23 protein-coding genes are annotated in these 26,984 nt (G+C 72.9%); 7 read left to right on the forward strand and 16 right to left on the reverse strand.

Annotated features, from left to right (window positions below; all coding sequences use genetic code 11):
- Nucleotides 1-18 precede the first annotated feature (18 nt).
- The 3 genes from ACFZCD_RS18095 to ACFZCD_RS18105 form a co-directional block, all read right to left on the reverse strand.
- Nucleotides 19-1,620, reverse strand: coding sequence for an acyl-CoA carboxylase subunit beta (locus ACFZCD_RS18095; RefSeq protein WP_391831864.1), 1,602 nt, complete (start codon nt 1,618-1,620; stop codon nt 19-21).
- The gene (locus tag ACFZCD_RS18100) at nt 1,617-3,350 is read right to left on the reverse strand and encodes an acyclic terpene utilization AtuA family protein (RefSeq protein WP_391832262.1); all 1,734 of its coding nucleotides are present in this window, start codon (nt 3,348-3,350) and stop codon (nt 1,617-1,619) included. The genes ACFZCD_RS18095 and ACFZCD_RS18100 overlap by 4 nt, the downstream gene beginning before the upstream one ends.
- Before the next feature lie 116 nt (nt 3,351-3,466).
- A complete protein-coding gene (locus tag ACFZCD_RS18105) occupies nt 3,467-6,769 on the reverse strand; it encodes an FAD-binding and (Fe-S)-binding domain-containing protein (RefSeq protein WP_391831866.1) in 3,303 nt (1,100 codons plus the stop codon).
- A 102-nt stretch (nt 6,770-6,871) separates the two neighbouring features.
- On the opposite strand from ACFZCD_RS18105, the gene serC reads away from it, so the two are divergent.
- The gene (gene serC / locus ACFZCD_RS18110) at nt 6,872-7,990 is read left to right on the forward strand and encodes a phosphoserine transaminase (protein WP_391831868.1); all 1,119 of its coding nucleotides are present in this window, start codon (nt 6,872-6,874) and stop codon (nt 7,988-7,990) included.
- Nucleotides 7,991-8,062: 72 nt separating this feature from the next.
- Here serC and ACFZCD_RS18115 read toward each other — a convergent pair whose 3' ends face one another.
- From ACFZCD_RS18115 to ACFZCD_RS18125, 3 genes are all read right to left on the reverse strand, one after another.
- Nucleotides 8,063-8,449 carry a peptidoglycan-binding protein gene (locus tag ACFZCD_RS18115; RefSeq protein ID WP_391831870.1) on the reverse strand — a complete coding sequence of 129 codons (387 nt, stop codon included), beginning with the start codon at nt 8,447-8,449 and terminating at the stop codon, nt 8,063-8,065.
- A 107-nt stretch (nt 8,450-8,556) separates the two neighbouring features.
- Entirely contained in the window at nt 8,557-9,222 is a 666-nt protein-coding gene (locus ACFZCD_RS18120; RefSeq protein WP_391831872.1) for a response regulator, read from the reverse strand.
- Nucleotides 9,219-10,517 (reverse strand): sensor histidine kinase, encoded by a 1,299-nt coding sequence (locus tag ACFZCD_RS18125; RefSeq protein WP_391831874.1) that lies wholly within the window; start codon nt 10,515-10,517, stop codon nt 9,219-9,221. The genes ACFZCD_RS18120 and ACFZCD_RS18125 overlap by 4 nt, the downstream gene beginning before the upstream one ends.
- A gap of 131 nt (nt 10,518-10,648) precedes the next feature.
- Here ACFZCD_RS18125 and ACFZCD_RS18130 point away from each other — a divergent pair, with 131 nt between their 5' ends.
- Nucleotides 10,649-11,599: an ABC transporter ATP-binding protein gene (locus tag ACFZCD_RS18130; RefSeq protein ID WP_391831876.1), complete on the forward strand. Its 951-nt coding sequence runs from the start codon at nt 10,649-10,651 to the stop codon at nt 11,597-11,599.
- On the forward strand, nt 11,596-12,423 hold the full coding sequence (locus ACFZCD_RS18135) for an ABC transporter permease (protein WP_391831878.1): 828 nt from the start codon (nt 11,596-11,598) through the stop codon (nt 12,421-12,423). Before ACFZCD_RS18130 ends, ACFZCD_RS18135 begins: the two co-directional genes overlap by 4 nt.
- 63 nt (nt 12,424-12,486) lie before the next feature.
- On the opposite strand, the gene ACFZCD_RS18140 is transcribed toward ACFZCD_RS18135, so the two are convergent.
- Nucleotides 12,487-13,575, reverse strand: a complete 1,089-nt coding sequence (locus ACFZCD_RS18140; RefSeq protein ID WP_391831880.1) for a hypothetical protein — start codon at nt 13,573-13,575, stop codon at nt 12,487-12,489.
- A 349-nt stretch (nt 13,576-13,924) separates the two neighbouring features.
- Here ACFZCD_RS18140 and ACFZCD_RS18145 point away from each other — a divergent pair, with 349 nt between their 5' ends.
- Both ACFZCD_RS18145 and ACFZCD_RS18150 read left to right on the forward strand, forming a co-directional pair.
- The gene (locus ACFZCD_RS18145) at nt 13,925-14,236 is read left to right on the forward strand and encodes a hypothetical protein (protein ID WP_391831881.1); all 312 of its coding nucleotides are present in this window, start codon (nt 13,925-13,927) and stop codon (nt 14,234-14,236) included.
- A 249-nt stretch (nt 14,237-14,485) separates the two neighbouring features.
- Nucleotides 14,486-15,178 (forward strand): GDSL-type esterase/lipase family protein, encoded by a 693-nt coding sequence (locus ACFZCD_RS18150; RefSeq protein WP_391831883.1) that lies wholly within the window; start codon nt 14,486-14,488, stop codon nt 15,176-15,178.
- A gap of 96 nt (nt 15,179-15,274) precedes the next feature.
- Here the strand turns inward: ACFZCD_RS18150 and ACFZCD_RS18155 are convergent, their stop codons facing one another.
- The 4 genes from ACFZCD_RS18155 to ACFZCD_RS18170 form a co-directional block, all read right to left on the reverse strand.
- The gene (locus ACFZCD_RS18155) at nt 15,275-16,270 is read right to left on the reverse strand and encodes an aldo/keto reductase (protein WP_391831885.1); all 996 of its coding nucleotides are present in this window, start codon (nt 16,268-16,270) and stop codon (nt 15,275-15,277) included.
- 324 nt (nt 16,271-16,594) lie between these two features.
- Nucleotides 16,595-17,158, reverse strand: a complete 564-nt coding sequence (thpR, locus tag ACFZCD_RS18160; RefSeq protein WP_391831887.1) for an RNA 2',3'-cyclic phosphodiesterase — start codon at nt 17,156-17,158, stop codon at nt 16,595-16,597.
- Nucleotides 17,159-17,186: 28 nt separating this feature from the next.
- Complete coding sequence (locus ACFZCD_RS18165; protein ID WP_391831889.1) at nt 17,187-18,596, reverse strand: MFS transporter; 1,410 nt, start codon at nt 18,594-18,596, stop codon at nt 17,187-17,189.
- A 27-nt stretch (nt 18,597-18,623) separates the two neighbouring features.
- On the reverse strand, nt 18,624-19,061 hold the full coding sequence (locus ACFZCD_RS18170) for a MarR family winged helix-turn-helix transcriptional regulator (RefSeq protein WP_030369066.1): 438 nt from the start codon (nt 19,059-19,061) through the stop codon (nt 18,624-18,626).
- Nucleotides 19,062-19,256: 195 nt separating this feature from the next.
- Here ACFZCD_RS18170 and ACFZCD_RS18175 point away from each other — a divergent pair, with 195 nt between their 5' ends.
- Complete coding sequence (locus ACFZCD_RS18175) at nt 19,257-19,448, forward strand: DUF1059 domain-containing protein (protein ID WP_391831891.1); 192 nt, start codon at nt 19,257-19,259, stop codon at nt 19,446-19,448.
- 15 nt (nt 19,449-19,463) lie between these two features.
- Here the strand turns inward: ACFZCD_RS18175 and ACFZCD_RS18180 are convergent, their stop codons facing one another.
- The 4 genes from ACFZCD_RS18180 to ACFZCD_RS18195 all read right to left on the reverse strand — a co-directional run bounded on the left by ACFZCD_RS18180 (nt 19,464) and on the right by ACFZCD_RS18195 (nt 23,798).
- Nucleotides 19,464-21,935: an HAD-IC family P-type ATPase gene (locus tag ACFZCD_RS18180; RefSeq protein ID WP_391831893.1), complete on the reverse strand. Its 2,472-nt coding sequence runs from the start codon at nt 21,933-21,935 to the stop codon at nt 19,464-19,466.
- 295 nt (nt 21,936-22,230) lie between these two features.
- Nucleotides 22,231-22,455: a translation initiation factor IF-1 gene (gene infA, locus ACFZCD_RS18185; protein ID WP_391831895.1), complete on the reverse strand. Its 225-nt coding sequence runs from the start codon at nt 22,453-22,455 to the stop codon at nt 22,231-22,233.
- Nucleotides 22,456-22,460: 5 nt separating this feature from the next.
- Nucleotides 22,461-23,297, reverse strand: a complete 837-nt coding sequence (locus tag ACFZCD_RS18190; RefSeq protein WP_391831897.1) for a GNAT family N-acetyltransferase — start codon at nt 23,295-23,297, stop codon at nt 22,461-22,463.
- A 231-nt stretch (nt 23,298-23,528) separates the two neighbouring features.
- Nucleotides 23,529-23,798, reverse strand: coding sequence for a DUF2530 domain-containing protein (locus ACFZCD_RS18195; protein WP_391831899.1), 270 nt, complete (start codon nt 23,796-23,798; stop codon nt 23,529-23,531).
- A 239-nt stretch (nt 23,799-24,037) separates the two neighbouring features.
- Between ACFZCD_RS18195 and ACFZCD_RS18200 the strand changes: the two genes are divergently transcribed.
- The gene (locus ACFZCD_RS18200) at nt 24,038-25,513 is read left to right on the forward strand and encodes an NCS2 family permease (RefSeq protein WP_391831901.1); all 1,476 of its coding nucleotides are present in this window, start codon (nt 24,038-24,040) and stop codon (nt 25,511-25,513) included.
- Nucleotides 25,514-25,632: 119 nt separating this feature from the next.
- On the opposite strand, the gene ACFZCD_RS18205 is transcribed toward ACFZCD_RS18200, so the two are convergent.
- Nucleotides 25,633-25,950, reverse strand: coding sequence for a hypothetical protein (locus ACFZCD_RS18205; RefSeq protein ID WP_391831903.1), 318 nt, complete (start codon nt 25,948-25,950; stop codon nt 25,633-25,635).
- Nucleotides 25,951-26,984: the final 1,034 nt, after the last annotated feature.

The following is a 26,984-nucleotide window of genomic DNA, read 5'->3' on the forward strand; positions in this document are numbered from 1 at the left end:
ACACCGGGAAAACACGGATCACATCCGAAACACGCCGAACCCGCCCCGCGCCCCCTCCACGGGCCCCGAACGGATCGCGGACAGGCACACGCCGAGCACCGTCCGCGTGTCCCGCGGGTCGATGACGCCGTCGTCGTAGAGCCGGCCGGAGAGAAACAGGGCCAGGGACTCCGACTCGATCTGCCGCTCGACCATCTCCCGCAGCGCCGCGTCGGCCGAGTCGTCGTACGCGTGCCCCTTGGCGGCCGCGGACTGCCGGGCGACGATGGACAGCACGCCGGCGAGCTGCTGCGGCCCCATGACCGCGGACTTCGCGCTCGGCCAGGCGAACAGGAACCGCGGGTCGAAGGCGCGCCCGCACATGCCGTAGTGCCCGGCCCCGTACGACGCGCCCATGAGGACCGATATGTGCGGGACCTTCGAATTCGCCACCGCGTTGATCATCATCGCGCCGTGCTTGATGATGCCGCCCTGTTCGTAGGCGCGTCCGACCATGTAGCCGGTGGTGTTGTGCAGGAAGACCAGCGGGATGTCGCGCTGGTTGGCCAACTGGATGAACTGGGCGGCCTTCTGGGACTCCGCACTGAAAAGAACGCCTTGCGCATTGGCGAGGATCCCGACGGAATAGCCGTGGATGCGAGCCCATCCGACGACCAGACTGCTCCCGTACCGCGCCTTGAACTCGTCGAAATCGGAGCCGTCGACGACACGCGCGATGACTTCGCGAGGGTCGAAGGGAACCTTCAGATCCCCCGGGACGACCCCGAGGAGCTCCTCCTCGTCGTACAGCGGCGGCGGCGCGGCGCCCACCGGATCGGCACCGGCCTTGCGCCAGTCGAGCCGCCCGACGACCCGCCGGGCCAGCCGCAGCGCGTCCCGCTCGTCCACGGCGAAGTAGTCGGCGAGTCCGGACACCGAGGCGTGCATGTCCGCCCCGCCCAGCGATTCGTCGTCGCTCTCCTCCCCCGTGGCCATCTTCACCAGCGGCGGGCCGCCGAGGAAGACCTTCGACCGCTCCTTCACCATGATCACGTGGTCGGACATGCCGGGCACGTACGCGCCGCCCGCCGTCGAATTGCCGAACACGACCGCCACCGTGGGAATCCCGGCGGCGGACAGCCGCGTCAGATCCCGGAACAGGCCACCGCCCGGAATGAAGATCTCCTTCTGGCTGGGCAGATCGGCACCGCCGGATTCGACCAGCGATACGACGGGCAGCCGGTTGGCGAACGCGATCTCGTTGGCGCGGAGGGCCTTCTTCAGCGTCCAGGGGTTGCTGGCGCCGCCCCGCACGGTCGGGTCGTTGGCGGTGATGACGCACTCGACGCCTTCGACGACCCCGATCCCGGTGACGAGGGACGCGCCGACGGTGTAGTCACTGCCCCACCCGGCCAGCGGCGACAGCTCCAGGAAGGGCGTGTCGGGGTCGAGGAGGAGCTCCACGCGCTCTCGGGCGAGGAGCTTGCCCCGTGCCCGGTGCCGGGCCACGTACTTCTCGCCGCCGCCCGCGAGCGCCCGGGCGTGTTCCGCCCCGACGGCGGCCAGCCGCTCCAGCATGGCGGCGCGGTTGGCGGCGTAGTCGTCGCCCGACGCGTCGAGCCGGGAGGACAGCACCGTCACAGCAGCACCTCCGGTATGTCGACGTGGCGGGCGCGCAGCCACTCCCCCAGGGCCTTGGCCTGCGGGTCGAAGCGGGCCTGGGAGGCGACGCCGGCGCCGAGGATGCCGTCGACGGTGAAGTTGAGGGCGCGCAGGCCGGGGTACACGTGCCGTTCGACGGGCAGCCGGGCCAGCTCGGGCAGGAGCTGCCGGAAGCGGGAACCGGTGAGCTCGTGGGCGAGCCAGCGCCACGCCAGGTCCGTACGGGCCCAGACGCCCACGTTGGCCGACCCGCCCTTGTCGCCGCTGCGCGCGCCCGCGACGAGCCCGAGCGGGGCGCGGCGGACGGGGCCGGGCGGCAGGGGCGCGGGGAGCGCGGCGGGCTCGGGCGGGAGGGCCTGCGCGCCCTCGCCGGGGACGACCGGGGCGGCGGGGGCGGCGGGCACCCGCAGCCGCGTGCCGTCGGGCAGCACCGCCGTGTGCCGGACGGCGTACGCGTCCACGGAGGCGGCCTCGAAGACGCCGTACGGGGAGCCGGGTCCGGGCGGCGCGGTGAGGTGGAAGCCGGGGTAGCTGGAGAGGGCCAGCTCGACGGCCGCCCCGCTGAGGACGCGGCCGACGGCCTCCGGGTCGGGGTCGCGCACGACCAGGTGCAGGAAGGCGCTCGCCTCCTCCTGCACCTCCGCGTCGGCGTGATCCGTACGGGCGAGGGTCCAGCGGACCTCGGCGGGCCTCCGTGCGGCCAGGGCGTCCTCCATCTGGGCGCGGACGAGGCGGGCCTTGGCCTCGATGTCGAGGCCGGTCAGGACGAACACGACCTCGTTGCGCCAGCCGCCGATACGGGTGAGGCCCGCCTTGAGCGTCGCGGGCGGGGGCTCGCCGCGGACGCCGCTGATCCGCACGCGGTCGGAGCCGTCGTCGGTGAGGCGGACGGTGTCGAGGCGGGCGGTCACGTCGGGGCCCAGGTAGCGGGGGCCGCCGGTCTCGTAGAGGAGCTGGGCGGTGACGGTGCCGATGGTGACGGCGCCGCCCGTGCCGGGGTGTTTGGTGATGACGGCGGTGCCGTCGGGGTGGATTTCGGCGATGGGGAAGCCGGGCCTGCGGAGTGCGGCGGCGCAAGGGTCGGCGGCCTGCTCGCCGGGGTGCGGTGCGGAGTGGCCCGGGGAGCGCTCCGTGAGGTGTTCCGGGAAGTGCTCGGTGAAGTGCTCTGTGAAGAACGCGTAGTTGCCGCCCGTGGCCTGCGTGCCGCACTCCAGCACGTGCCCGGCGACGACCGCGCCGGCCAGCCGGTCCAGGTCCTCGGCGAGCCAGCCGAAGTGCGCGGCGGCGGGGCCGGTGACGAGGGCGGCGTCGGTGACCCGTCCCGTGACGACGATGTCCGCGCCGGCGCGCAGGCAGGCGGCGATGCCGGCGCCGCCGAGGTAGGCGTTGGCGGTGAGGACGTCCGGGCCCCAGTCCCGCTCGCGCAGCAGGTCGTCGCCCTCGACGTGGGCGACGCGGACGTCGGCACCGACGCGGCGGGCGAGCGTGCGGATCTCTCTGGCGAGGCCGGCGGGGTTGAGGCCGCCCGCGTTGGTGACGATCTTCACGCCGCGGTCGGCGGCGAGGCCGAGGCACTCTTCGAGCTGGCGGAGGAAGGTCTTCGCGTAGCCGCGGGCCGGGTCCTTGAGGCGGTCGCGGCCGAGGATGAGGAGGGTGAGCTCGGCCAGGTAGTCGCCGGTGAGGACATCGAGGGGGCCGCCGGTGAGCATCTCGCGGAGGGCGTCGAAGCGGTCGCCGTAGAAGCCGGAGGCGTTGCCGATCCGTAAGGGTTCCGTCACGGGGAGAGCGTGGCAGCGGCAACAAAAACAATCAAGCGTGCTTGCCTTTATTTTTCGGCCAGTTGTTCGGCGTTGGTGCGGAGGGCGTCGGCGAGCGCTTCGGCGAGGTGGCGGGGGCGGGGAGGATGGATGCCGTCTTCTGCGTGGGCGAGTTGGCTGATCTGCGTACGGCAGGAGAAGCCGTCGGCGAGGACGACTGCACCGGCGGGAACGGATTCCCGCAGCGCGGGGAGGAGTTGCTCCTCGGCGCAGGCCACGGAGACCTCGTAATGCCCTTTCTCGAAGCCGAAGTTGCCCGCCAGGCCGCAGCATCCGCCGCTGAGCTCGCCGACGAGTCCGGCGCGCTCGCGGAGGCGGCGCTCGGCGGCGTCGCCGAGGACGGCGTGCTGGTGGCAGTGGGTCTGCCCGGCTACGGGACGGTCCAGGCGGGGCGGCTGCCAGTGCGGGGCCAGCTCTTCGAGGGTCTGGGCGAAGGTGCGGATGGCGGCCGCGAGCCGGCGGGCGCGCGGGTCGCCGGGGAGGAGTTCGGGGAGGTCGGTGCGGAGGGAGGCGGCGCAGCTGGGCTCCAGGACGGTGACGGGCAGGCCGGCGTCGAGGGCGGGGGCCATCAGGTCGAGCGTGCGGCGGAGGACGCGGCGGGCGCGGTGGAGCTGCCCGGTGGAGATCCAGGTCAGCCCGCAGCAGGGCGCCTTCGGCGGGACGGCGGGACGGAGGGAGGCGCTATCCAGGACGGTGACGGCGGCGTGGCCGACGGCCGGGGAGAGGTAGTTGGTGAAGGTGTCGGGCCACAACACGAGGTCGGCCCCTTCGGCCCATCCGCCCACGGGCCCTCCGGAGCCGGGTTGTTCGCCGGCAAGGGCCCCGGGGCCACCCGAGGATTGACGGGCCGCACCGGAGGGACACCCGGCGCCGGACGAACCGGCCGCGCTGCCGGCGGAACGGCCCCCGCCGCCTGCCGAACGGCCCGGACCGCCTGCGGAACAGCCCGGACCGCCGGACGGCACCCCGGCGTCCCCGGACGCCACACCCACCCCGCCGGGAGAGTCACCCGCACCCCCCGAAGTACGGCCTACGGCACCCGCCGCCCCCGGGGCCCCGTGCGGCGGCCTCCGCCCCCACGCTCGCAGGAACGTTTCGTTCGCCAGGTGGGGGATCGTTCGTTCCGGTGTGATGCCGCCGAGTCGTTTGGCCACCGCCGCCAGCGGGCCCACGGCCGCCAGCGCGTTCACCGCGGCCGCGCCACGCAGCGCCGCCACGCCCCGCAGCCACACCGGCAGCCACCCCATCGTGTAGTGCGCGGCGGGCCGCGGCCGCCCCGCGTAGTGGTGGTGGAGGAACTCCGCCTTGTACGTGGCCATGTCGACGCCGACCGGGCAGTCGCTCCGGCAGCCCTTGCAGGCCAGGCACAGGTCCAGCGCCTCGCGGACCTCTTCCGAGCGCCAGCCGCCGGTGACGACCTCGCCGGCCAGCATCTCGTGCAGGAGCCGGGCGCGGCCGCGCGTGGAGTGCTGTTCCTCGCCGGTCACCCGGTACGACGGGCACATGACCCCCGCACCGCCACCCGCCGCACCACCCCCGGCCCCGGCCGGCACCGGCGCCGGCGCCGCCTCCCGGCACTTCGCCACGCCCACGCACCGCCGTACCGCCCCCGCGAAGTCCCCGCCGTCGCCCGCGTAACCGAAAACGACCGGGACGGGCCCCCGCGGCAGCGCCTCGAAGCGGAGGTTCTCGTCCAGCCGGCGGGGCCGGGCCAGGATGCCGGGGTTGAGGCCGCCGTCCGGGTCCCAGAGGTCCTTGAAGCGCTCGAAGAGCCGGACGACTTCGGCCCCGTACATCTTCGGGAGCAGCTCGGCCCGCGCCTGCCCGTCGCCGTGTTCGCCCGACAGGGAACCGCCGTGCGCGACGACCAGCTCCGCGGCCTCGCCGGAGAAGTCGCGGAAGCGCCGCACGCCGTCCGCCCCGAGGAGGTCGAAGTCGATGCGGACGTGGATGCAGCCGTCGCCGAAGTGCCCGTAGGGCGCGCCGCGCAGGCCGTGGCGGCGCAGGAGGGCGCGGAAGTCGCGCAGGTAGGCGCCGAGGCGGGCGGGCGGGACCGCGCAGTCCTCCCAGCCGGGCCAGGCCTCGGTGCCGTCGGGCATGCGGGTGGCGGTCCCGGCGGCGTCGTCCCGGAGGCGCCACAGGGCCCGCTGCCCGGCCGCGTCGCCGACCACGACCGAGCCCGTGGCCGATGGGCCGGCCGCCCGGGCGATCTCCCCGGCCCGCGCCCGGGCCTCGGCGGCCGTGGCCCCGCCCGTCTCGGCGAACAGCCACGCCGCGCCCTCCGGCAGCCCGGACGCGGCCGCCGCGCCGCCCATCAGGTCGGCGGCCATGCCCTCGACCGTCAGCGGCCCGTACGGCAGCAGCAGGTGCGCGGCGTCCGCGGCGGCGCCCTCGTCCGGGTAGGCCAGCACGGTCAGGGCGCGCGCCGGGGGCGCCTCCACCAGCCGTACGGTCGCCTCCGTCAGCACCCCGAGCGTGCCTTCGCTGCCGGTGAAGGCACGGGCCACGTCGGCGCGCCGCTCCGGCAGCAGGGCGTCGAGCGCGTAGCCGGAGATGCGGCGCGGGAGGTCGGGGAAACGGGTGCGCAGCAGCGCGAGTTCGCCCGCGACCAGGCCGCGGAGGCCGTCGGCGAGCCGTTCCGGCAGCCCCGCGTACCCCTGGCCCAGCCGGGCCCGCTCCCCCGCGTACGTGAGGACGTCCAGCGCGTGCACGTTGTCCGCCGTCGTCCCCCAGGCCACGGAGTGCGCGCCGCACGCGTTGTTGCCGATCATGCCGCCGAGCGTGCACCGGGCGTGCGTGGAGGGGTCGGGGCCGTACGTCAGGCCGTGGCGGCCCGCCGCCTCCCGGAGCCGGTCGAGGACGACGCCGGGCTGGACGACGGCCGTGCGGGCCTCGGGGTCGACCGCCAGGATCGCGTTCATGTGGCGGGTGAAGTCCAGCACGACGCCCGTGCCCGTGGCCTGCCCGGCGAGGGACGTGCCGCCGCCGCGGGCGACGACCGGCACCCCGTGCTCGCGGCATACGGCGAGCGCCGCCGCCACGTCGTCGGCGTCGCGCGGGGCGACGACGCCGAGGGGCACGCGGCGGTAGTTCGAGGCGTCCATGGTCACGAGGGCACGGTCGCCGGCCCCGAAGCGGACGTCACCGCGCACGGCCTTCCGGAGCGCGCCGGCCAGCTCCTGGCGCAGGCCGTCAGGGGACCCCGCAAACGACCCCCCGTGCGACACCCTCCGCAGTCCCGCACGCAGTCCCTCGCGCAGGCCGGCGCCGTCCGCACCGCCCTCGGCGTCACCCTCCGCAAGATCAGCCATAAGACCCATAGTGCACCTCGGGCGCACTTCCCCGGTGTACCCCTCGTCTCACCCGACGGACGTTTTACCGATCGGGAACACCGCACGGACTAGGCTGCCTCCGTGGCTGATATCCAGATCCCCGCTGACATCAAGCCCGCCGACGGTCGCTTCGGCGCGGGCCCGTCCAAGGTGCGTACGGAGGCGCTCGCCGCCCTGGCTGCCACCGGAACCTCTCTGCTCGGCACGTCCCACCGCCAGGCCCCGGTCAAGGACCTGGTGGGCCGGGTGCGCGACGGCGTGCGCGAGCTCTTCTCCCTGCCCGAGGGCTACGAGGTGATCCTCGGCAACGGCGGCTCCACCGCCTTCTGGGACATCGCGACGCACGGCCTGATCGAGCACAAGTCGCAGCACCTCTCCTTCGGCGAGTTCTCGTCGAAGTTCGCGAAGGCCGCGAAGCTCGCGCCGTGGCTGGCCGAGCCGACCGTCATCTCCGCCGAGCCCGGCACCCACCCGGAGCCGGAGGCGGAGGCAGGCGCCGACGTCTACGCCTTCACCCACAACGAGACGTCCACCGGCGTCGCGGCGCCCGTCCGGCGGGTGGAGGGCGCCGACGAGGGCGCCCTCGTGCTGGTCGACGCCACGTCCGGGGCCGGCGGCCTGCCGGTCGACATCACCGAGACCGACGTCTACTACTTCGCCCCCCAGAAGTCCTTCGCCTCCGACGGCGGCCTGTGGCTCGCCGCCTTCTCGCCGGCGGCCCTGGAGCGGGCGGCCCGCATCCACGCCTCCGGGCGGCACATCCCCGAGTTCTTCTCGCTGCCGACCGCGATCGACAACTCCCTCAAGAACCAGACGTACAACACCCCGGCCCTCTCCACCCTCTTCCTGCTCGGCCAGCAGCTGGAGTGGCTGAACGGGCAGGGCGGCCTGGACTGGGCGGTCCGCCGCACGGCGACCTCCGCCCGCGCGCTCTACGGCTGGGCGGAGGCGTCGAAGCACGCCACCCCGTTCGTCACCGACCCGGCGAAGCGCTCGGCGGTCATCGGCACGATCGACTTCTCCGACGACGTGGACGCCGCGGCCGTGGCCAAGGTCCTGCGCGCCAACGGCATCGTCGACACCGAGCCGTACCGCAAGCTGGGCCGCAACCAGCTGCGGGTGGCGATGTTCCCGGCGATCGACCCGTCGGACGTCGAGGCGCTGACGGAGTGCATCGACTACGTGATCGAGCGGCTGTAACCGGAGGGTGAAGGGCGGGCCCGCTGCGGGCGTTTCAGGCGTCTTAGGCGCTGCAGGCAGCGGGCCGCTCCCCTACCGGACCCCGTGGGCACCCGCGCTGTGCCGCAGCTCTTCCCAGGTCTCGGGGCCCACGACGCCGGTCACGGGCAGACCGCGGTGCGCCTGGAAGGCCTTGACGCCCGCCTCGGTGCCGGCGTCGAACTCGCCCGAGGGGTCGTGGCTGACCTCCACGTACCCCCAGAAGCCCAGGAGGCACTTCGCCTCCTTGACGGCGCCTCCCGTGCTCCCCGCCTTGACGGTCGGCGGCGTGACGCGGCCGTCGTAGCCGCAGGACAGGCCCTCGACCGGGGTGTCAGCCGCTGCCGCGGTTCCGGCGGTGACAGCAGTGAGGGCGGTGGCGCCCGTGAACAGCGTGGCGACGAGCGCCACGGACGCGGCTAAGCCTCTGACCGATTTCATGATGATTCCTCCTGGCATTTCTCCCGATGTCCCGGTTGTGGGACGGGCTTTGACCTTATGGAGCAAGGCCGGAGGCAACCAACCGATTTACTGCTGCGGGAATGCCTTCAGCGAGGCGGCGCGACGAGCCCCATCTCGTACGCGGTGATGACCAGTTGGACCCGGTCCCGGGCGCCCAGTTTCGTCAGCAGCCGTGACACGTGCGACTTGGCGGTGGCCACGGTGATGAAGAGTTCCTCCGCGATCTCGGTGTTCGACCGGCCGCGTCCGACGAGGGTCAGCACTTCCCGTTCCCGTTCGGTAATGCCCTCGACCGGCCGCGGGGAGCGCGGCGGCGCGACGATCTCGGCGCGCCCGGCGAAGTCCGCGATCAGACGGCGCGTCACCCCCGGCGCGATCAGCGCGTCGCCCGCCGCGACCACGCGGACCGCCGCCAGGATGTCGTCCAGCGCCATGTCCTTGAGCACGAAGCCGCTCGCGCCCGCCCGGAGCGCGCCGTAGACGTAGTCGTCCTCGTCGAAGGTCGTCAGGACGAGGACGCGGGTCGCCGCCGGGCCGGTGGTGATCAGGCGGGTGGCCTCGATCCCGTCCATGCCGGGCATCCGGATGTCCATCACCACGACGTCGGGGCGGAGGTCGCCGACGAGCCGGACCGCTTCGGAGCCGGTGGCGGCCTCGCCGACGACTTCCAGGCCGGGCTGGTCGGCCATGATCACGCGCAGGCCGGACCGCACCAGCGGCTGGTCGTCGGCGAGGAGGATCCGGATGGTCATCGGGACTCCGCCGGGGCGCCGAGGGGTACAGGATGGGGCGCGGGCGCGGATGTGGCATCAGGCGCGGGATCCGGTGAAGGTGCGAGCGCCGGCAGCGGCAGCCGGGCCGCGACCCGGAAGCCGCCCTCGGGGCGCGGACCGGCGCTGAGCCGACCGCCCAGCAGGCCGACCCGCTCCCGCATGCCGATGATGCCGAAGCCATGGCCCTGGGCGTCCCCGGTGGCCCCGCGCCCGTCGTCTACGACCTCCACGGACAGCTCCTCGTCCCCGTAACCGATGACCACCCGGCAGCGCCCGGTGCCGGCGTGGCGGACCACGTTGGTCAGCGCCTCCTGCACGATGCGGTAGGCCGAGAGGTCGATGTCGGCGGGCAGCGGGCGCGGGCTCCCGCTGCGGCACACGTCGATGCGCACCCCCGCGTCCGCGGTCGCCGCCGCCAGCCGTTCGACGTCCGCCAGCCCCGGCGCGGGGGCGAGCGGTGACTCCTCCGGGGCGGTCGCGCCCCGTTCGGCCCGGCGGAGCGACACCAGCGTGCGCCGAAGCCCCGACAGGGTCTCCCTGCTGGTCGCTTCGATGGCGCGCAGGGCCTCGCGGGCCTCGGCCGGCTGGGTTTCGATGACCCGGCTCCCCACGCCCGCCTGAATGGCGATGATGCCGATGCTGTGCGCGACCATGTCGTGCAGTTCCCGTGCGATCCGCAGCCGTTCGGCGGTCACGGCCTCGGCCACTTCCTGCGTCCGCAGGGCCTCCGCGTGCTCGCGGCGCTCCCGGACGAGCAGACCGGCGATGCAGGAGGCGGACATCGCCAGCAGGGCGATCACCCCGTTGACGGTCAGGCCGTCCCCGTGCGCGAAGACGCCGATCACCAGGAGCTGCACGGTGAAGGACACGGCCACGGCGGCGATCGAAGCCCGCCGCGTGCAGGTGGCGACGATGAAGCCCAGGATGAGGTCCACCGCCGGATACGCCAGGAACTGACCCTGGTACGCGGCCTCCATGCCTTCGTGGGAAGGGCTCGGGGTGCCCGCCACCACGGCGGTGGAGCCGAAGAGGGCGATGGCCAGAGCCGGCAGCGGCATCCGCCGCACCACGCCGGCGAGCAGGCTCACGGCCAGCAGCGCCCCGGCCCCGCGGACCGTGCCCGGCGCCCGCGACGCGCCTCCCACCAGCAGGCCCACGGCGAGGAGGTAGGAGACAGCCCCCGCCCATGCCCAGGCCTTCGTCCACGCCCAGGGAATGCGGTCGGCGGGCGCACCGCGCGCAGGCACCGGAGGAGTGATCGTTACGGGGTTCACGGCGCGACATTAACCGGCCGCCACCCTCACGGCATCAGCCCGGGGACGTACGCCCACGGACCAGTCCGGCCGCGCGATTGCCGCCCACGGCCCCATGCCCGGACAGGGGTCCCGGCGCCAGTGTGGGTGCCGTGATCGAAGTCAGCGAACTCACCAAGCGCTACGGCGGCAAAACGGCCGTCGACCATTTGTCCTTCACCGTGCGGCCGGGCCGGGTCACCGGATTCCTCGGCCCCAACGGAGCCGGTAAGTCCACCACCCTGCGGATGATTCTCGGCCTGGACGCGCCCACCACCGGCACGGCCACCGTCGGCGGCGTCCCCTTCCACCGCCACCGGCGCGGGCTGCGGCACGTCGGCGCCCTCCTCGACGCCGGCCAGGTCCACGGCGGGCGCAGCGCCACGGCCCACCTGTCCGCCCTGGCGCGCAGCAACGGCATCCCGCTGCGCCGGGTCGGCGAGGTGCTGGAGGAGGTGGGGCTGGCCGGAGTGGCGGCCCGCCGTGTCGGCGGGTTCTCCCTCGGCATGAAGCAGCGGCTGGGCATCGCCACCGCCCTGCTCGGCGACCCGCCCGTGCTCATGTTCGACGAGCCGGTCAACGGCATGGACCCGGAGGGCGTGCTGTGGGTGCGGCAGCTCTTCCGGCGCCTGGCCGCCGAGGGGCGCACGGTCTTCCTCTCCAGCCACCTGATGTCGGAGATGGAGAACACCGCAGACGACCTGGTCGTCATCGGCCGGGGCCGCCTCATCGCCGCCGAGCCGCTACGGGACTTCGCGGCCCGCGGCACCCGCCGCAGCGTCGCGGTGGAGACACCGCAGGCGGCCGAATTGGCAGCGGTGCTCACCGCGGCGGGCGCCTCGGTCGAAAGGGAGGGACCGGCCCACGCAGCGGCCGGAGGGGACGGGCCGGCCCACGCTCAGAGGCTCGTCGTCACCGGCCTCCCGGCCGACCGGATCGGAGCGCTCGCCTTCGAGCACCGCATCCGCCTGGACGAACTGACCACCCGCACCGCCTCCCTGGAGACGGCCTTCATGGAACTCACCGCCGGCAGCATCGAATACACGGCAGGACAGCCCCGATGACCACCCTCGCCCCGGCCCCCCGGGCCACCCCCGCCGCCGGGCCGCCGCCCGCCCGCTTCCGCGACCTGCTCGCCTCCGAGTGGATCAAGACGCGGTCCCTGCGCTCCACCCCGTGGACGATCGCCCTCACCGTCCTGTTCGTCATCGGGTCCGCGGCCGTGGCCACGCTGACGGACAACGCCGCCCGCTCCGGGCCCGCCGGATTCCTGCCCTTCGACGCCTATCCGCCGGCCGGCTCCTGGACGCTGATCCTCGTCTCCGGCAGCGCCGGCGCCCTGGCCGTCGTGAGCGAGTACAGCACCGGCCTGATCCGCACCACCACCGTGGCCGTACCCGCCCGCGGCTCGGTGGTGCTGGCCAAGGCGGTGGTCACCGCCGCGCTGTGGACCGCGACCGGCACGGTCGCCTCCACCGGTTCCTTCCTGGTCTCCCAGGCCGTCCTCAGCGGGTGGCACGCAGGGGTCCCGATCACCCATCCCGGCGTCTTCCGGGCGCTGGCGGCATCCGCGTTGCTGGCCCCGGTCTGCGCGCTGGTCGGTCTGGGCCTCGGCGTCCTGCTCCGGCACGCCGCCGCGACCATGGTCACCAGCGTCTTCGTCCTGCTGATGCTGCCCACGATGTTCTCGGAGAGCGACCGCTGGTCGGCGGACGTCAAACACGCCATGGTGTCGGCCGCCTGGAAGCGCTTGGTCGAGCCTTGGGAGCCGGACCCCGGCTCCCTGGCCTACACGGCCACCGCCCCCGGCTCCTGGGCCGTGTACCTGCTCTGGCCGCTGATCACGGTCGCCGTCGCCGTGTTCGTCGTGCGGCGGCGCGACGTGTGAACGTGCCTCCAGGAACTCTTTCGGGAACGAGGCCGGTTCACCCTTCGCCGGCCCGGGGCCGGTTCACCCGTCGCCCGTACGCCGCCGGAACGCCCTCCGCAGCCCGACGGCAGCGAGGGCCGCGACCGCCAGGGCCGCCGCGCCCAGGGTGAGGGTGCGGGTGCTGCTGTCACCCTTGCCGGAGGCGGACTTGCCCGAGGCGCTGCCGGACGCATCGGCGCCGCCCTTGGCGTCGTCGTGCGGCTTCGGCACCGTGTCCGGGAGGAGGTCGCCGTCGAGGGCGACCGGCTGCACCGTGCTGCGCTTGCCCTCCGACCCGTACATCAGGGTCCGGCCGTCCGGCGTGAAGGTGACCGACTCGCCCTGGCGCTGCAGCGGTACGTCCGGGCGGCCGACCTCCTCGGGGCGGCCGTCGCGCCAGCGGTACGCGCGGGCCTCGAAGTAGCCGCGGACGACGAGCCGGGTGCCGTCCGGGGAGAACGCGCCGTCCGTGGCCCACAGGTCGATGTCGGCGGTCCGCCGGAAGACGTTGACGCCGGACGCCGACAGCCGCTCCGGCGCCTCGTAGAGGGCGCCCTTGCCCGAACGCTTCTTGCTGACGATGTACACGCGCCCGGTCTTCGGATGCACCATCAGTGACTCGGCGTCGCGCGGGCCGTCCTCGTAGCGGACGGTGTAGCGGGTGGGGGTGACGGTGGTGTCCTTGAGGGTCTTCGGCTCGGGGAAGCGGTAGATCCACACCTCGCTCCAGCGGCCGCCGAAGTTGTCGCCGGTGTCGCCGAGGTAGATGTCCCCGTCCGGGCCGATCGAGACGGCCTCGACGTCGCGCGGCTCGATGCCGGCGAGGGTGACGGTGGCGACCGTGCGGCCGGTGCGGCTGTCGACGGCGTAGACGTACGGGCCGTCGCCGCTGTCGTTGTGCGTCCAGTACACGCCGGGGTGGGTGCGGCTGGCGGCCAGCCCGCTGGACTCCTTGATCCGCGGGTCCTCGATGGTGAACGGGGAGACCGCGGAGGGAGGTGCGGAGCTTCCGCCGTCGGCCGGGGCCGGGGCGGCGGGCAGCAGCACGGCCGGGGTGACCAGCGCGGCCAGCGCGGCGGCTGTGAGGACGCCGCGGGCGGCGCGGGCGGCGGGGAACGTGCGGGGACGCATGGCCCCAAGCGTGCCATCCGGGCGAAGGGAGACGGGGCGGACACCACGGCGGGGCTCGCGGCGGACACCCCCACGGGGCTCGCGGTGGCCACCACCTCCCTGCCGCACGCACCCTGCCGCACCCGACCCGCCGCACCCACCCGGAACCCGACACCCCCTCTTTCCCGCGCGCCTCCCTGATCTGCACCGCGACCCGGCCAAACCGGCGAATGCGAAAGGTATTCGCCAACTATGCGGCTGAAAACCGCCAGCAAAAAGGAACGCATTGGCGAATTCCCGCACTGCCGTACGCGGCCGCCCCCTATAGGTTTCCGACCGAACGCCAACCAGCTCCAGGGAGGGAAAGCAAATGATGCGCATCAAGCGCCGCCTGGCCTACGCAGCGGTGGGTTCGATCATGGCCGCCGGCACCGGCCTGGTGGGGGCCACGGCCGCCTCGGCCGCTCCGGCACCGCACGTCTCGTCCTGCGACAGCTACCGGAACAACGGGACCGTGTGGACCGCCAACTGCCGTGTCGACTACGGCCAGTCGCAGTCGTGGACCCACTGTTCCGACGGCACGTACCTGTACGGCGCCTGGGTCGGCCCGGGCTACTGGATCTTCAGAGGCGACTGCTCCGGCCACGGCGGAGTGGTGAGCTACGGCCACACGGACAGCTGACCGGGGACACCGGCCGGCAACCGGCTGAAGTGAGGTGATGACGCCGTCCCGCCGGAACACCGGCGGGACGGCGCCGCCGCGTTTTCCGGACCACCCCGCGGGCGCATTCCCGCATTCCGCGGTTTCGCCCGGCGAAATACTCCGTTCACACTCCCCGGTGAAGACTGAACGGAAATCCGGGGCGGCGCGCCGGGCACCGTAACCCACCTCATGTGTCCTGCCCGCCCCGCCATCCGGGATGATGTGCGCATGCGGATCATGTTCGTCGGCGACTCGATGACCATCGGTAGCGCCGGTGACTTCACATGGCGCTACCGCATGTGGCAGCACCTCAACACGTCCTACGGCGGCCCCTACAAGATCGTCGGCCCGCGCCGCGAGCTGTACGACCCCGCCTCCGACGCCCCCGCGTCGTACGCCTACGGCGCTCCGGACTTCCCCGAGCGCGCCCGCGCGCACCTGGCGGGCTGGGGCGAGGGCTGGCTCCACATGGCGCCGCTCATCGAGGACGCGGTACGGGCCGGCCGCGCCGACACCCTGCTCGTCTCGCTCGGCCTCATCGACCTGGGATTCTACACCAACGCCGAGCAGACGGCCGGGAACGTGCGCCGCTTCGTCGCCGCGGCGCGCGCGGCCAACCCGCGCGTACGGGCCGTGCTGATGCCCGTCATCCGCAACGTCCGCGCCCTCAACGACCCGCCGTTCGCCGCCGAGTGCGAGCGCTTCAACGAGCTCCTCGGCAAGACCGTCGCCGACCTCGGCACGCCCGGCTCCCCGCTGCTGCTCGCCTCCCGCCCAGAGGGCTGGGACATCGACCGCGACACGTACGACGGCACGCACCCGAACGCCTCCGGCGAGCACCGCCTCGCCGCGGCCTTCGCGGACGCGATGCACCAGGCGTGGGACGTGGGCGCGCCGTACGCCCCGTCGGCGTCGTACTGACCGCGAAGGGGCGGCGCTGCGTGGCAGCGCCGCCCCTCACGCAGATCCACGGATCACCACGTACACCCACGGATCACCGGTCAGCCGGCCGTCAGCTCACCAAGCGAACGCCTCCGGCGACGGCCCCGGACCCGGGAAGATCTCGTCCAGCCGGCCGAGCAGCTCGGCGGAGAGCTCCAGCTCCACCGCGCGCAGTGCCGAGGCGAGCTGGTCGGCCGTGCGCGGGCCGACGATCGGGCCGGTCACCCCGGGCCTGGTGAGCAGCCAGGCGAGCGCCACCTCACCGGGCTGCAGGCCGTGCTTGTCGAGCAGGTTCTCGTAGGCCTGCACCTGCTCGCGGACCTTGGTGTCCGCCAGGGCGGTCGCCGACCGGCCGGACGCCGCGCGGGAGCTGCCGCCCTCCCGCTCCTTGCGGATGACTCCGCCCAGCAGCCCGCCGTGCAGCGGCGACCAGGGGATGACGCCGAGGCCGTAGCTCTCCGCGGCCGGGATGACCTCCATCTCGGCGCGCCGCTCGGCGAGGTTGTACAGGCACTGCTCGCTGACGAGCCCGAGCGAACCGCGCCGCCGGGCGGCCTCGTTGGCCTGGGCGATGTGCCAGCCGGCGTGGTTGGAGGAGCCCGCGTAGACGATCTTGCCCTGCTGGACGAGGACGTCGATCGCCTGCCAGATCTCGTCCCACGGCGTGGCCCGGTCCACGTGGTGGAACTGGTAGAGATCGATGTAGTCGGTCTGCAGCCGCCTGAGGCTCTCGTCGACGGCGCGCCGGATGTTCACGGCGGACAGGCGGTCGTGGTTCGGCCAGTCCGCGCCGTCCGGGCCCATGTTGCCGAAGACCTTGGTGGCCACCACGACCTTGTCGCGGCGGCCGCCGCCCTTGGCGAACCAGGTTCCGATGATCTCCTCGGTCCGGCCCTTGTCGTCACCCCAGCCGTAGACGTTGGCTGTGTCGAAGAAGTTGATGCCCGCGTCGAGGGCGGCGTCCATGATGGCGTGGCTGTCGGCCTCGTCGGTCTGCGGACCGAAGTTCATGGTGCCGAGGACGAGCCGGCTGACCTTGAGGCCCGTGCGTCCGAGCTGCGTGTACTCCATGACGCCCTAGCCAACGCCTTCGAGTGCGCTCGAAGCAAGGGTGACCCGCGCATCCGCCCGGGCGAGCCGACGCACGCGGTGCACCCGGTGCACCCGGTGCACCCGGTGTACGCGGTGCCCCCAGTGCATCCGGTGCACGGGCCGGGGTCACTTCACCGCTGCCACCACGGCGACGACGACGAGGATCGCGGCGAGCGCGGCGGTCATGATGCGGTTTCTGGTCTTCGGGTCCACGCATCGAGCGTAACCGGAGGCGCGGCCGGTCCCGCCCGTCCCCCGGGACCACCGTCCGTCCCCGCGCCTGCCCCGCCCGTCCCCCGGGGTCTAGCCGCCCAGCTCCCACGCCGCCACCGTCTCGTAGCGCGGGCGCTCGCCGGGGACGCCGCCGCCCGGGAGGCGGCTGCGCATGAGCTGCAGCTGCCGGACGGTCCAGGGCGTGCCGCTGAAGTCCGCGAGGCGCTCCGCGTACGGGCGGAGGTGCACCGGGCCCGCCGCGCGGGCGAGGGTCAGGTGCGGGTGGAAGTCGTGCGTGGTGTCGACGGCGGCGCCCGCCCGGCGCGCCCCGGCCGCGGCCGAGCGGGCGAGGTCGCGCAGGATCGTCCGCTCGCCGTCCGCGCCGACCCACAGCACCCGGTCGCCGAACCGCCCGCCCCCGGCGAACCGCAGTTCGTGCGGCGGATGGCGGTGCGCGGCCCGGCCCAGCCGTTCGGTCAGCTCGGGCAGCAGGCCGGCGTCGACCTCGCCGAGGAACGCGAGCGTGAAGTGCCAGCCCGCCGGTCCGGTCCAGCGCAGCCGCTCCGCGTCCGGCAGCTCGCGCAGGGGCGCGGTGGCGGCGGCGAGCTCGGCGGCGGCCGCCTCGGGCGGCACGACGGCCGCGAAGAGTCGCATAGGACCAGTCTCCCCTTTGGGGAGGGATTTACGGATGCGCGACCGCCGCCAGCTCCTCCGCCGGTGCCGCCTCCTTCGGCACGAAGACCACGTGCGGATGGCCGCGCCGCAGGTCGATCTTGAGCCTGAGGCCGCCGGCCCGGGCCAGGGCCAGGCCCACGCCGGCCGCCGCGAGCGTGGCCACCGCGCCGCCGGCCAGGAAGCCGATGCGGGCGCCGTAGGCGTCGGTCACCCAGCCGACCAGCGGGGCGCCGAGCGGCGTGCCGCCCATGAAGACCATCATGAACAGGCTCATGACACGCCCGCGCATCGCGGGATCCGTGCCGAGCTGGATGCCGGAGTTGGCGGTCACGTTGATGGTGAGGCCGGCCATCCCGATCGGCACGAGCAGCACCGCGAAGACCCAGAACGAGGGCGCGAGGGCCGCCGCGATCTCCAGGAGGCCGAAGAGGAGGGCCGCGCCGACGAGGAGCCGCATCCGCGAGCTGCCCCGGCGCGCGGCGAGCAGGGCGCCCACCAGCGAGCCGCCCGCCATCAGGGTGTTGAGCAGGCCGTAGGTGCCGGCACCGGCGTGGTAGACGTCGTTGACGAAGGCCGTGAGCCAGATGGGGAAGTTGAAGCCGAAGGTGCCGATGAACCCGACGAGGACGATCGGCCACACGAGGTCGGGACGCCCCGCCACGTAGCGCAGGCCCTCCCGCAGCTGGCCCTTGCCGCGCGGCGCGCGGTCGACCTGGTGGAGCTCGGCGGTGCGCATCAGCAGCAGTCCGGCGACGGGCGCGACGAAGGACAGGCCGTTGAGGAGGAACGCCCAGCCGCTGCCCACGGCGGTGATCAGCACACCGGCGACGGCGGGCCCGATCAGGCGCGCGGACTGGAAGTTGGCGGAGTTGAGGCTGACGGCGTTGCGCAGGTCGGCGGGGCCGACCATCTCCACGACGAAGGCCTGGCGGGCGGGGTTGTCGACCACGGTGACGAGGCCGAGGACGAAGGCCGTGAGGTAGACGTGCCAGACCTGCACGTGGCCGGAGAGGGTGAGGACGGCCAGCGCGAGGCCGGTGACGCCCATGGCGCTCTGGGTGAGGAGGAGCAGCCGCCGCTTGGGGTAGCGGTCGGCGATCACGCCTCCGTAGAGCCCGAGCAGCATCATGGGCAGGAACTGCAGGGCCGTGGTGATGCCGACGGCGGCGGAGGAGCCGGTGAGGCTGAGGACCAGCCAGTCCTGGGCGATGCGCTGCATCCAGGTGCCGGTGTTGGAGACGACCTGGCCGGTGGCGAAGATGCGGTAGTTACGGACTCTGAGGGAACTGAAGGTGCCGCCCTTGGACCCGGGCACGGGGCTCGTGGCCGGGCCGGGCCGATGCAGGGCGGCGCTGTGTGCGGCGTCGTCGTGGCTGTTCGGTGCGGGTGCGGAGTCTGCTCCGTGTCCCGTACTCAAAGTGGGTTCGCCTCCTCCTGGCGCGTCCTACAGGTGCGCGAGTTTCTCGAGGACGGGTGCGGCGGCGCGCAGCGTCGCCCACTCCTCCTCGTCGAGCCGGCCCACGAGCTCGGTGAGCCAGACGTTCCGCTTGCGGCGGCTCTCTTCGAGCATGGCCTCGGCCCGCTCGGTCTGGGTGACCACCTTCTGGCGGCGGTCCTCGGGGTGCGGCTCCAGCCGGACCAGGCCCTTGGCTTCGAGCAGGGCGACGATGCGGGTCATCGACGGGGGCTGCACGTGCTCCTTGCGGGCGAGCTCGCCGGGCGTGGCACTGCCACAGCCGGCCAGCGTGCCCAGCACCGACATCTCCGTGGGGCTGAGCGATTCGTCGACCCGCTGGTGCTTGAGCCGACGCGACAGGCGCATGACACCGGAGCGCAGGGAGTTCACTGCGGCGGTATCGACTTGGGGGTCCCGGTCCGACATGTATTTAGCTTAACTCATTACTCCAGCTAAATAAAGTGGGTTGACCGGGCGCCCGGCGGCACGGGCGGGGCACGGAGGTGGCACGGCAGGGGGCAGGGTGGGGCACGGGGCGGGGCGGGGCAGGGCTCGACCGGGGAGCGCGCCCCGCGCCTACCCTGGAAGTGCGGCCCAGTGAACGCACCCCGGGAGGCCGTCATGACCAGGAAAGTCGCCGACTGCCGCAGGTTCCCCAGCGAGACGGACTGCTCGCTGACCATCACCGGCGAGGAGGACGAGGTCGTCCGCGCCGCCGCCGAGCACGCCGTTTCCGTCCACAAGCACCAGGACAGCCCCGCGCTGCGGGAGCAGATCCGCGAAACGCTGGAGGACGAGAAGGCCAGCGCCTGACGCTGTCCCGGCGACTCAGGCCGGGAAGCGCCGTCCCACCCAGCGCCACGCCAGCTCCAGCGCCCCGGCCGCCACCGCCGCAATGGCGACGGCGGCCCAAGGCAGGGTCGTCCCCACGAGCTTGAGCGCGAAGAAGTGCTGCAGCCAGGGCGTGCCGAGCACGACCAGGAAGCCCGCGCCCATGGCCAGGACCAGGCCGATCCGCCACCACGTGTACGGGCGCGCGATGATCGCGAGGACCCACAGCGAGATCAGGAAGAGCGTCAGCGTCGCCGCGCTGGTCTCCGCGTCCAGGGAGCCCGGCCCCGTGTAGTAGTGCCGCGCCAGCAGGTACGCGCCGAACGTGGCGAGCCCCGCGATCGCCCCCGCCGGGACCGCGTACCGCATCACCCTGCGCACGAAGTGCGGCTGCGCCCGCTCCGTGTTCGGCGCGAGGGCCAGGAAGAACGCGGGGACGCCGATGGTCAGCGTGGAGAGCAGCGTCAGGTGGCGCGGCAGGAACGGGTAGGGCACCCGGCAGCAGACGACGAGGATCGCGAGCAGCACCGAGTAGACCGTCTTGGTCAGGAACAGCGTCGCCACGCGCGTGATGTTGCCGATGACGCGGCGGCCCTCCGCCACCACCGACGGCAGCGTCGCGAAGCTGTTGTTCAGCAGCACGATCTGCGCGACGGCCCGGGTCGCCTCGGAGCCCGAGCCCATCGAGACGCCGATGTCGGCGTCCTTCAGCGCGAGGACGTCGTTCACGCCGTCGCCGGTCATGGCCACGGTGTGCCGGCGGTGCTGCAGCGCGCCGACCATGTCCCGCTTCTGCTGCGGCGTGACCCGCCCGAAGACCGCGCCCTCCTCCAGCACGCGCGCCATCGCCTCCCGGTCCGGCGGCAGCCGCCGCGCGTCGACCGGCCCCCGGGCGCCGGTCAGCCCCAGCTTGGCGGCCACGGCACCGACGGAGACGGCGTTGTCGCCGGAGATGACCTTCGCGGAGACGTCCTGCTCGGCGAAGTAGCGCAGGGTCTCGCCCGCGTCCGGGCGCAGCCGCTGCTCCAGGACCACCAGCGCCGCGGGCCGTACGCCGTCGGTGATGCCCGGATCGTCCAGGCCGCGGGTGCGGGCGGCGGCGCGGGCGAGCAGCAGCACCCGCAGGCCCTGCGCGTTGAGGTCCTCGACCTGCGCGAGGGCCGGGTCGCCGGCGGGCAGCAGCACGTCGGGGGCACCCAGCAGCCACGTGCCGCTGTCGCCGTCGGGGGAACGGAGGGTGGCGCCGCTGTACTTCCGGGCGGAGGAGAAGGGCAGCGACGCCGTGCACTGCCAGTGCGGGCCGCCGCCGTCCGGCGAGGGGTAGGCGTCGATGATCGCCTGGAGGCTGGCGTTGGGGCGGGGGTCGGCCTTGCCGAGGGCGCCGAGCACGTGGCGCACGTAGGCCTCGCGGTGGCTGGGGGCTTCGCCCTCGGGAGCGGCCTCCGGCGCGGTCGCGGACTCGCTCTCGGATGGGGCCTCACCGTCCAGCAGCCGCAGCTCGCTGACGTCCATGCCGCCCTCGGTGAGCGTGCCCGTCTTGTCCAGGCAGACGACGTCGACGCGCGCGAGCCCCTCGATCGCGGGCAGCTCCTGGACGAGGCACTGCTTGCGGCCGAGGCGGATGACGCCGATGGCGAAGGCGACCGAGGTGAGCAGCACGAGGCCCTCCGGGACCATCGGCACGATCCCCGCGACCATCCGCCGGACGGCTTCCCTCCAGTCGCGGTCCTGGACGATCCACTGGCTGGCGATCAGGCCGACGGCGGTCGGCAGCATCATCCACGTGACGTACTTGAGGATCTGGCTGATTCCGGTGCGCAGCTCGGAGTGGACGAGCGTGAACCGGGACGCCTCCTCGGCGAGCCGGGCCGCGTACGCCCTCCGCCCGACCTTGGTCGCGGCGAAGGCGCCACCGCCGGCGACGACGAACGACCCCGACATGACGGGGTCGCCGGGCTGCTTCACGACGGGGTCGGCCTCGCCGGTCAGCAGCGACTCGTCGATCTCCAGGCCCTCGGCCTCCAGGACGCGCCCGTCCACGACGCACTTGTCACCCGGGCCGAGCTCGATCACGTCGTCGAGGACGATGCCGGACGTGGGGATCTCGCCGGGCGCGCCGTCGCGGCGGACGGTCGGCCGGGCCTCGCCGATGACGGCGAGCGAGTCAAGGGTCTTCTTGGCCCGCAGCTCCTGGACGATGCCGATCGCGGTGTTGGCGACGATGACGAACCCGAAGAGGCCGTCCTGGAGGGGGCCGACGACGAGGATGATCAGGAAGAGGACGCCGATGATGGCGTTGAAGCGGGTGAAGACGTTGGCCCGGACGATCTCCGCGGTGGAACGCGAGGAGCGCACGGGCACGTCGTTGACCTCGCCCCGGGCCACCCGCTCGGCAACCTCGGCCGCGCTGAGCCCCGGGTGCGGCGCGGGCAGGTGTTCCTCGGTCGCGGTCTGCGCCGGATCGCTCATGAGTCCGACGGTACGGGGGTGCCGGGCGCCATGCCTTCCGAACGAACCGCAACCGGCCCCGCGGCGGCGGTGGGGGGGAGGGCCGCAAGCCGCCCGAGGCCCCACCCCACAGCTGCCGGCTTACGGCTGCCCGCCGCGTGCCCGGTGGGCATGGGTGGCCCGCACCCATGAATCCGCCGCAGCGGCGCTCAGCCCCCACGGACGTATCCGGCGGTGCCGCGCCTACCCCAGGCCCTACGCCTTTGCCCGCCGGGCTACGGGCACCCGCCCCGGGCCGGCTCGGTAGGGGCCTCCGCTAGGTCCGGTATCGGTAGCGGATACGGCCGCGGGTGAGGTCGTACGGGCTCAGTTCCACGAGCACCCGGTCGTACGGGAGGATCTTGATGTAGTTCTTCCGGATCTTCCCGCTGATGTGCGCGAGGACCGTGTGCCCGTTCTCAAGCTCCACCTTGAACGTGGCGTTGCGCAGACACTCGACGACGGTGCCCTCGACCTCCACGCCTCCTGACGTTTTCGTCATGGCTCTCACTGCTCCGTTCCGTGGTCGCGGACGAGCTCCAAGGTGCCGCCCGCCCGCCGGGCACCGACGCCCTCGAACAGGGCGGTGGCCGCCGCGTTGGATTCGTTCACCTCGGCCCACGCCGAAGCGGTCCCGGAGCGGTGCAGGGAGCCCAGCGCGTGGGCCAGCAGCGCCCGGGCGATGCCGAGGCGGTGCCTGTCGGCCCGGACGGCGATCAGCCCGATCCGTGGCTGCCGGGTCAGCGGCACCACCCGGATCAGCCCCACGTACCGGCCGGCCTGCCGCGCCACCGCGTACTTCGACGGGTCGAGCACGGTCGTCCCCGCCGGACGCGGCAGCACCTCGGCCGGCATCGTCCGCCATCCGGCCGCGGCCTCGACCTCGCGGCGGATGACGCGGTCCAGGGCCCGCAACGGCCCCTCCTCCGCCTCACCGGCGGGCACGATCGTCACGCCCGACGGCGGCCGCACCGGGCCGAGCCCGGTGACCTGCGGGTCGGTCGGCACGAGATAGCCCCGCTCACGGCGGGCAACGGCGAAGCCGGCCCGCTCCCAGGCGGACACGGAGTCCTGGTCGGACTCGTCGGCCACGGCGTACAACGGTTCCGGAAGGTCCGCCAGCATGGCGTCGGCGATGCGGTCGAAGACCGCGTCGTGCCACGCGTCGATGCTGATGAAGAGCCGCCCGTCGGGCCGGCGCGAAGCGTCCCCGCGGCCGACCACCACTGGGTCGTCCTCCGCGGCGTGTACGCCATGGACGGCATGCCACTGCGTGTCCGAAACCCGCGTGACCACGACCGCGTGATCGTCCGCGGCGGCCAAAGGGAAATGCACAGAGTTCATAGGTGTTGCCTCTCAGGAGTGCCTTGTCCGAGGCGCTCCCGGCGACACCTACGTCAACCGCCCACCGCGATGAAAAGGGGGAGCACCCACAGGGTTACAGCCTTCATGGGTCTCACCTCCTCGCGTTCTCTCACGGCTGCGCAGACGCTAGCAGCCTCGATCGGCCGGCCCAACCTATTTACCGGCCCGGGCTCTTTCACCGGTCCGGGCCCTTCTGCCGGCCCGGGCTCTTCAAACGGCCTGCCGGCCGGCCGCGTCCGCCTCCGCCCGCCGGATCGCCGCATCGCGCTTGCGGACGTACCAGACGCCGATCAGGCCCAGGCCGCCGCCCGCCAGGCAGGTCCACAGCCACCACAGGTGCCCGTGATCGTCGAACCAGCCGTAGAACGGGAGCTGGGCGAGGAAGAGGACGAACCAGATGACCGTGCCGCCGGTGATCGTGGCGACGACGTTGCCCTCCAGAGGCTCCGGCGCTTCGTGCCTGGGTGTCCACTTCGTCATGCGCGCAAGCGTAGTCCGTGGCGGGCGGAAGACCCCGGGGGACCCCGTACCGGGACCCGTACCGCATAAGGGTCTACGCGCGGAGATAGCAATCCCGCGCTTGTTTATTCATACTGAATCGAACGGAAGATGACCGGCCGGTTTTGTTTGATCATACAGCTGAGCCCCGGTTCATGATCCATCCGCGTGTCCCCCGCCGCCTGCGACCTCCCCGTAGGCCCATCCGACTGAGGTTTCGTATGCCCACCTCGGCCACTTCCCCGGTCGACGCCCAGCAGCCGCCCCCGCCGCCGTCCTCCCAGCCCAAGAACGCCCTCGACCGGTACTTCCGGATCACCGAGCGGGGCTCGTCCGTCTCCCGGGAGCTCCGCGGCGGTCTGGCCACCTTCTTCGCGATGGCCTACATCGTCGTGCTGAACCCGATCATCCTCGGTGCCGGCCAGGACAAGTTCGGCCACCAGCTGGACAACGCCCAGCTGGTCACGGCCACCGCCCTGATGGCCGGCCTCAGCACCGTCCTCATGGGCGTCATCGGCAACGTGCCGATCGCGTGCGCCGCCGGCCTCGGCATCAACGCCGTCGTCTCGCTGCAGCTCGCCCCCAAGATGAGCTGGCCCGACGCGATGGGCATGGTGGTGCTGGCGGGCCTGGTGCTGATGGTGCTGGTCGCCTCCGGCCTGCGGCAGCGCGTCATGGACGCCATCCCGGGCGGACTGCGGCGCGCGATCGCGATCGGCATCGGCCTCTTCATCTCGCTGATCGGCCTCGTCGACTCCGGCTTCGTCACCCGCAACCCCGACGCCGCGCACACCACCGTGCCGATGGGCCTCGGCCAGGGCGGCCAGCTGCACGGCTGGCCGGTGCTGGTCTTCGTCGTCGGCCTCGCGCTGACGTTCATCCTGGTCGTCCGCAAGACGCGCGGCGCGATCCTCATCGGCATCGTCGTGATGACGTTCGTGGCGATCGTCATCAACTCGCTCGCCAAGATCCCCGGCACCAGCTGGGGCCTGTCCGTCCCCCAGGTCCCGGACAAGATCGTGGGCGCTCCCGACTTCGGCCTCATCGGCCACATCAGCCTCTTCGGTGGCTTCCGTGAGGTCGGGCTGCTGACCGGCTGCCTGTTCGTCTTCACCGTGCTGCTCTCGGGCTTCTTCGACGCGATGGGCACGATCATCGGCGTCGGCGAGGAGGCCGGCCTCACGGACGAGAAGGGCCAGCTGCCGAACATGGGCAAGATCCTCATGGTCGACGGCCTCGCGGTCGCGGGCGGCGGCCTCGGCTCGGCCTCCGCCAACACGTGCTTCGTGGAGTCCACGGCCGGCGTCGGCGAAGGCGCCCGTACGGGCCTGGCCAACCTGATGACCGGCGGCCTCTTCCTCCTCGCCCTGGTCTTCACCCCGCTGGCCACGGTCGTCCCCTCCCAGGCGGCCACGCCCGCCCTGCTGGTCGTCGGCTTCCTGATCATGGCGGCCAACGTCAAGGAGATCGACTGGAGCGACTTCACCATCGCGATCCCTGCGTTCCTGACGATCATCGCGATGCCGTTCACGTACTCGATCACCAACGGCATCGGCATCGGCGTGCTCGCCTTCATCCTCCTGCGGATCGCCGACCGGCGCGGCCGGGAGATCCCCTGGCTGCTGAACGTCGTCGGGCTCTGCTTCCTCGTGTACTTCTTCCTGGACCCGATCGAGCAGATGCTGGGTGTGAAGTAGCCCCGAAGTAGCCACGAAGTAGCCACGCGTCTTCACAGGCCCCCGGTGGGCGCCCGTTCGGGGTGTTCGCCGGGGGCTTTTACGTGCCCGCCGCGTCGGCCCGCCGACCCGCCGTCCCCTCAGGGATCCACCTCCCCTTCGCCGTGGCAGGTCGTGCACGGCGCCTCGTGCTGCCAGCCCTCCTCGTCCTCCCACTCGATCTTTCCGCTCCCCTGGCACGACGAGCACAACGGCACCGGCGCCGACCCCCCTTCGATCCGGTCGTACACGGCGTCCTCCTCCAAGAGGACCGCGTTCACTCCTGGCGGTGCGTTCTTGGTCACCTTGATGCGCAGACGGCCCTCCCACGCCCCGGCGACGACGCCCTCGATCCCGTCGACCCACCCCGAACCACTCGCCTCGACCCGGATCCTGTCGCCGTCCCGGACAGCACTCACCGCAGATCACTCCCATCGCCCGCGCCCGTTGGGAACATGCTGGTCCTCGCAAGCAACGGCACACAAGGCGGACGGTCCACCGGCCGACGCACACCGGGGCGTGGCGCGCAGGCCGGTCTAGGGGCTGTTGGGGGGCTGGTCGGTGGCCGACCGCCCGTTTCGTAAGGGCTGAGGTCAAGACAGGCTGGCAGCAGGGGGAGGGGTGGGGGGCTCGGGTCCGGTTTGGGATTGCCTGGGGCCGGTGGGCGGTTGGCCGCCGTACTCGCGCCGTCACGGATGCGGGAGCGTGAGGAGACCTTGCGCATGGGTTGTGGCTGGCGGGGAGCTGGCTGCTGCCGCGATGTGGTGCCTGCCGTCGTGGGCGCTTCGCTCAGCTCGCCACCGTCGTGGCTGAGCGAGCGACTGACCCTAAGCGGGGGCTGGTGGGATGGGGCGGAGCTGGTGGGACAGCGGAGGCCGCCAGCAGGCAACTAAGCACCGTTATCCACCCGCCTGAGGGCTGGATCGGTTGATAGCGGGGCTGAGAACGGCGAACAAGCCACCAGAGAGCAGTTGAGGCCCCGATATCCACCCCTACGACGCTCAGACCGGTTGATTACCGTGCCGAGAAGGACGAGCAGACCACCAGAGCCACCAAAGGTCAGTTGAGCCCCAGCATCCACCCGCATGACGCTCCAACCGGTGGATTCCGTGCCAAGAACGGCCCACCAGCCGCCAGCCCCCTCCCCTCCGCACCCGCCCGCTCAGCCACAGCGGTGGCGCGCCTAGCGAAGCGCCCACGACGGGCCCCGCCACATCGCGGCAGCAGCCCGCTCCCCCTCAGCCACAACCTATGGGCGCGATCTCCTCACGCACCCGCATCCGCGACGGCAGGAGTACGGCGGCCAACCGCCCACCCACCCCAGGCAATCCCAAACCGGACCCAAGCCCCCCACCCCTCCCCCTGCTGCCAGCCTGTTCTGACCCGCACCCAACCCACGGATCCGCACCACAAACCCCACCCCCGCATCACCGTCCGCCGTCACGGGATCACG

It is taken from the genome of Streptomyces sp. NPDC008001 (genome assembly GCF_042958085.1).
Taxonomy (GTDB): Bacteria; Actinomycetota; Actinomycetes; order Streptomycetales; family Streptomycetaceae; genus Streptomyces.